At 68.6% G+C, this 1,975-nt stretch carries 2 protein-coding genes; both read right to left on the reverse strand.

Annotated features, from left to right (window positions below; genetic code table 11):
* The coding region (locus tag ASG60_RS16815; RefSeq protein WP_156398944.1) for a DUF2169 domain-containing protein at positions 1-607 on the reverse strand (607 nt) is incomplete at its 3' end.
* A gap of 11 nt (positions 608-618) precedes the next feature.
* Positions 619-1,975: type VI secretion system tip protein TssI/VgrG (tssI, locus tag ASG60_RS16820; RefSeq protein WP_156398945.1), on the reverse strand; the 1,357-nt coding region annotated here is incomplete at its 5' end.

The raw sequence follows: 1,975 nt of genomic DNA on the forward strand, positions 1-1,975 counted from the left end.
CGATCTGCGGCGCCGGCCATTGCGTCACCTCGGGGAAGCGGGCGGCATCGACGATCCCGCAACCGACCGGATTTGCGGAGTGCACGCCGTCCGGCGCGTCCTGGGTTGCACGCGGGACCTTGCCGCCGTAGGCGAGCCGCCAGTCGATCGGCACCATCGTCGCCGGTTCGGGCTCGGACAAGTCCCAGCCATCGAGCACATCTTCGGGACCAAGCCCGATGAGGCCCTTCCAAGTCTTGCGGGTCCGCGCGCGCCATACGCGTGGACCGGTGACCCGCAGCCGCTTGGAAACGGGCCCGACTTGCAAGGCGCACGACCAGGAGGGAAGAGCCACGTCGTCCCGCGCGAACGACGTGCCGACGAAGGTCACGTCCGTGCCGGGCTTGAACGGCACGAGATCCGTGCAGGCCATCTGTGGCGCGGCGTGCGGGTCGCCATCGTAGACATCCGACATGACGAGCGGCATCTGCTCGTTCGCAGCTTCCAGGGCACTGCCCTCGACAAGCCGGAACGTGCCCCGTACCGCGACGACGCCGTTCATCGCACCGGCGAGGTTGTACTGCCGGAAGGCAAGCGCTGGAAACGGTGTGCGGTTTTCGACGGACACGAGGCGGTCTCTCAGGAGCCATCGGCAGAGTTGCCGCCCCCTCCCTCGTCAGAGCCGGGCTTGTTGAGATCGACCACCGAACCGTTGATTTGCACAGGACCGGATGCGGTGAAATTGAAGTTTGTGCCAAGGATGATGATTGTGCCGTCCTTGCGCATGATAAACTTGGACTTTCCGACCTCGATCACAAATTCGTCCCCGACCGTTAGCTTTTTTGTCCTTCCGACATGCTCACGTGAAGTCTGGCCGACGTTGACGACCTTCGTGACGCCGACCTGTTCGGTGCTGGCGAGGCCGGTGGTGTTGTTTTGGAACCGCGAGACCTGGGTGTTCATGACGCCGCCGAGGCCGCCCATCATGCCGGCGACCTGACCGGCGAGCTGCGTGCCGGCGCCGGCCATGCCCGCCCCGCCCGCCTGGATCATGCTCTTGGCGCTCGCCGCGTTGATGCCCGCGCGGGTCTGATCGATCGCGCCGCCGAGCAGGCCTCCGATCCCCCCGCCACCGACGAGGCTGGTGAACCCCGAGGCCAGGCCGACCAGAGCCGACGGGTCGAGGCCGGACGCTCCGCCGCTCTCCCCCCCGCCGGCACCGTCCGCGGAGCCCACTCCGCCGGCTCCGCCGCCGCTTCCGGCCGAGCCCATGGCCTGCATGGCGACGCCCATGGCCTGCCCGAGCAGCCCGGCGGTCTGTCCCGACAGCGCCGCCATCGCTGTCGAAAGGCCCGCACTCGCCGCGCCGCCCACCGCGCCCACGGTGAGCGAGCGCGAGCCGCCGATCTGCTGGCTCTGGTTGTTGGCGACTTCCATCGCATGGTTGGCGCCGATGCTCTGGACCTGGTTGGCGTCCACCCGCGTGGTCGCGTCGTTCAAGACCTTCGTGGTCATGTCCTTCTGGGCATGCGTGAACAGATTCTCGGCGCCCGCTTGGTCCTCCATCGAGACCTCGTTGTAGCCCGTGCCCTTGTGGGTGTCGGAGCGGATCACGAGCTTGGTCTTGTTGGCCGGCAGGTCGTACGGCACGGGATTGTTCGGGTTGGGCACGATGCCGACCACGATCGGCCGGTCGGGGTCGCCCTCCTGGTAGGCCACCAGCGCCTCCATGCCGATGCGCGGGATAATCTGCTGGCCCCAGCTGCCCCCACCCCAGCTCTGCGACACCCGCACCCAGCCGGTGTCGGTGCCGTCCGCCTTGGAGCGCCGGTCCCACGGGAAGGTCAGCTTCACCCGCCCGAACGCGTCCGTGTGGATCTCCTCGCCCGGCGGGCCGGCGATCCGGGCGATCTGCAGCCCGTCGATGCGCGGGCGCGGCGTCCCCCGGTGCGGCGTGGCCGGCAGGTGCGCGGGCATCACCGCGAACTCGTTCTCG

It is taken from the genome of Methylobacterium sp. Leaf469 (genome assembly GCF_001424745.1).
Classification (GTDB): Bacteria; Pseudomonadota; Alphaproteobacteria; order Rhizobiales; family Beijerinckiaceae; genus Methylobacterium.